The sequence below is a fragment of the Neptunicella marina genome, from assembly GCF_014270035.1.
In the GTDB taxonomy this organism is placed as follows: Bacteria; Pseudomonadota; Gammaproteobacteria; order Enterobacterales; family Alteromonadaceae; genus Neptunicella; species Neptunicella marina.
Genome location: NZ_JACNEP010000037.1, coordinates 1 through 3,918 on the forward strand (window position 1 = coordinate 1; position 3,918 = coordinate 3,918).

At 44.2% G+C, this 3,918-nt stretch carries 2 protein-coding genes; one reads left to right on the plus strand and one right to left on the minus strand.

Translation table 11 applies throughout. From position 1 onward, the window contains the following. Positions 1-133: 133 nt before the first annotated feature. A complete protein-coding gene (gene typA / locus H8B19_RS18765; protein ID WP_186508675.1) occupies positions 134-1,972 on the minus strand; it encodes a translational GTPase TypA in 1,839 nt (612 codons plus the stop codon). Between the two features lie 390 nt (positions 1,973-2,362). Here typA and glnA point away from each other — a divergent pair, with 390 nt between their 5' ends. Further along, the gene (gene glnA, locus H8B19_RS18770) at positions 2,363-3,772 is read left to right on the plus strand and encodes a glutamate--ammonia ligase (protein ID WP_186508677.1); all 1,410 of its coding nucleotides are present in this window, start codon (positions 2,363-2,365) and stop codon (positions 3,770-3,772) included. Positions 3,773-3,918: the final 146 nt, after the last annotated feature.

Below are 3,918 nucleotides of genomic sequence, written 5' to 3' on the forward strand. Positions count from 1 at the left end.
TACAATGAAATGAGGCCGCACCTGAGTTTAGATATGCAAACACCTAATCAGGTGCATAATAGAAAAGGCCAGCTACTTGAGCTGGCCTAAAAACTGTCAACCTATCTTAGGACGGGTCATTTTATAAACGTTATTAACCTTTACTTGCGCGGCTTGCTTGTTTACGCAGGTTTTCTGTTAATAGCTTTTTACGAATACGGATGCTTTCCGGTGTAACTTCTACCAGTTCATCATCATCGATAAATTCCATCGCTTGTTCCAGTGACATTTTAATCGGTGGAACAAGTGTTTGTGCTTCATCGGTACCTGATGCACGAACGTTAGTTAACTGCTTACCTTTAAGGGCGTTAACGGTTAAGTCGTTATCACGGCTGTGAATACCGATAACCATACCTTCATAAACTTCAACACCGTGGCCGATAAATAAACGACCACGCTCTTGTAGGTTAAACAAGGCGTTGGTTAGGGCTTTACCAGTGGCGTTTGCAATCAATACACCGTTCTTACGCTGACCAATAGTGCCACCTTTATGCGGACCGTAATGATCGAATGTGTGATATAGCAAACCTGAACCTGAAGTAAGGGTCATAAATTCTGTCTGGAAACCGATTAAACCGCGGCTTGGAATAACAAAGTCCATACGCACACGGCCTTTACCGTCTGGCGACATGTCTTTTAATTCTGCTTTACGGATACCCAATTGCTCCATGATTGAGCCCTGGTCTTCTTCTTCACAGTCAACTGTCATGGTTTCAAACGGTTCTTGTAATTCACCATCCACCGTTTTTAGGATTACTTCCGGACGCGATACCGCCAGCTCATAACCTTCGCGACGCATGTTTTCGATCAGAATACCTAAGTGCAATTCACCACGGCCTGATACACGGAATTTATCCGGATCGTCCATCTCTTCAACACGCAATGCAACGTTATGTACCAGCTCAGCATGCAAACGGTCAAGAATGTTACGCGAGGTGACATACTTACCTTCTTTACCGGCAAATGGAGAAGTATTTACCTGGAATGTCATAGTTACAGTTGGTTCATCAACCGACAATGCCGGTAAAGCTTCTACATTGTTCGGATCGCAGATGGTGTCTGAAATTTTCAGTTCACCTAGCCCCGTAACAGCGATAATGTCGCCGGCATTGGCTTGCTCTACTTCGTGACGTTCCAAGCCCATGTAACCCAGAACCTGGCCAACTTTACCATTACGCTTTTTACCATCAGCACTTAACACAGTTACCTGCTGATTAACTTTAACGGAGCCACGTACCACACGGCCAACACCGATTACACCTACATAAGAGTTGTAATCCAGCTGAGAAATTTGCATCTGGAACGGACCATCGATATCTGCATCCGGCGGAGATACGTGTTCAACAATAGTTTCAAACAATGCAGTCATGTCTTCTGCTGGTTCGTCTGCATCTAAAGATGCCCAGCCATTTAACGCAGAGGCATAAACGACCTGAAAGTCCAACTGTTCGTCCGTTGCACCTAAGTTGTCGAATAAATCAAAAACCTGATCCATAACCCAGTCAGGGCGTGCACCCGGCTTATCGATTTTGTTGATAACCACGATGGGTTTTAAGCCCTGAGCAAACGCTTTTTGCGTTACGAAACGCGTTTGTGGCATTGGACCTTCCTGCGCATCCACCAACAGCAATACTGAGTCAGCCATTGACATTACACGTTCTACTTCACCACCGAAGTCGGCGTGTCCAGGGGTATCAACGATATTAATCCGGTAATCATTCCATTTAATGGCAGTGTTTTTGGCCAGAATGGTAATACCACGTTCTTTTTCAATGTCGTTAGAATCCATTACCCGTTCTTCGGCTTCGCCGCGCGATTCCAGGGTGCCTGATTGTTGTAACAGCTTATCTACTAAAGTAGTTTTGCCGTGGTCAACGTGAGCAATAATCGCAATATTACGCAGCTGCTCTACTGATGGCTGTTGTCCAGTCATGATGATCTCTGTAAAAGGGTTATAAATCTGGGCGCGGATTGTACAGGGTTAACGATCAATTAGCGACGATACTTTTATGACTATCGTAACTTTTTAGACCAATTTGATTCTTTTGGCAGCATTTCCATTATAAGGGTGCAAGCCTGCCTGTTTTTAGTGCCTAAAATTCAGAGACAAAGCAACGATTGCACCCTTAAAGTGCACTTTGCACCACAAATGAACTTATAAAATTAAGCGGGATAAGACAGGCCGCTCTGCATTGCTTGTATTCCGTGCACTTTATCATTTAATCTCACTTGGCATGGATATCGCTTTAACGTCCTGTTAGAAATCCTGAAGATCGTTTTCAGCACAATTTAACGTCTTTGTACTTATTTACCGGAGGACATAATGTCAGTAGCTAAGGCTTTAGAATTAATCAAAGAAAGTGAAGCGAAATTTGTCGATTTACGCTTTACCGATACAAAAGGAAAAGAGCAACACGTTTCCATCCCTGCCAGTTTAGTGGATGAAGAGTTCTTTGAAGAAGGAAAAATGTTTGACGGTTCTTCTATTGCCGGCTGGAAAGGCATTAACGAATCTGACATGGTATTAATGCCTGATGCTGACTCTGCAGTCGTTGATCCATTTGCTGAAGAAACACAAGTTAATATCCGTTGTGATATCCTTGAACCTTCTACTATGCAAGGTTATGAGCGTGATCCACGTTCTGTAGCACAACGTGCTGAAGAATACCTGAAATCAACTGGCATCGGTGACACCGCTTTCTTTGGTCCTGAGCCGGAATTTTTCCTGTTTGATGATGTTCGTTTCAACTCAAGCATGGGCGGCGCGTTTTACGCGATCGACTCGTCTGAAGCGAAATGGAATTCAGGTTCAGAATATGACGGTGGTAACATGGGTCACCGTCCAGGTGTCAAAGGCGGTTACTTCCCTGTTCCTCCTGTTGATTCTGCCCACGATATTCGTGCTGCAATGTGTTTAGTCATGGAAGAAATGGGTCTGCGTATTGAAGCACATCACCACGAAGTGGCGACTGCAGGTCAAAACGAAATCGCGTGTGAATTTAACACACTGGTTAAGAAAGCCGACGAAGTTCAAATCTACAAATATGTAGTACACAATGTTGCTCATGCATACGGTCAAACTGCTACCTTCATGCCTAAGCCTCTAGTAGGTGATAACGGTTCTGGTATGCACGTTCACCAGTCAATCAGTAAGGACGGTAAAAACATCTTCGCTGGTGACAAATACGGTAACCTGTCTGAAGAAGCACTTTACTACATTGGCGGTATCATTAAGCATGCGCGTGCAATCAATGCCTTTACTAACGCTTCGACTAACTCTTATAAGCGTTTGGTACCAGGATTTGAAGCGCCTGTCATGCTGGCATATTCTGCCCGTAACCGTTCTGCTTCTATCCGTATTCCTCACGTAACCAGCGATAAAGCACGTCGTATCGAAGTGCGCTTCCCTGATCCAACGGGTAACCCTTATCTGTCATTCACTGCCATGTTAATGGCTGGTCTTGATGGTATTAAAAACAAAATCCACCCTGGCGACGCTATGGATAAGGATTTGTACGATTTGCCAGCTGAAGAAGCCAAACAAATCCCAACGGTTGCCAGCTCTTTAGAGATGGCTATGGATGCTCTGGATAGTGACCGTGACTTCCTGACTGCTGGTGGTGTAATGACTGATGACATGATTGACGCTTACATCGAACTGAAACGTGCAGAAATCGAAACACTGAACATGACAACTCACCCTGTTGAGTTCGAAATGTACTACAGCGTATAAACTACGTTTTAGTATCCGTTATAATATTGACCCGTCCTAAGATAGGTTGACAGTTTTTAGGCCAGCTCCAGTAGCTGGCCTTTTCTATTATGCACCTGATTAGGTGTTTGCATATCTAAACTCAGGTGCGGCCTCATTTCATTGTA

Bases quoted from the DNA above. Each gene is read 5' to 3' on its own strand.
- typA (WP_186508675.1), bottom strand. From the start codon at position 1,972: ATGACTGGACAACAGCCATCAGTAGAGCAGCTGCGTAATATTGCGATT.
- glnA (WP_186508677.1), top strand. From the start codon at position 2,363: ATGTCAGTAGCTAAGGCTTTAGAATTAATCAAAGAAAGTGAAGCGAAA.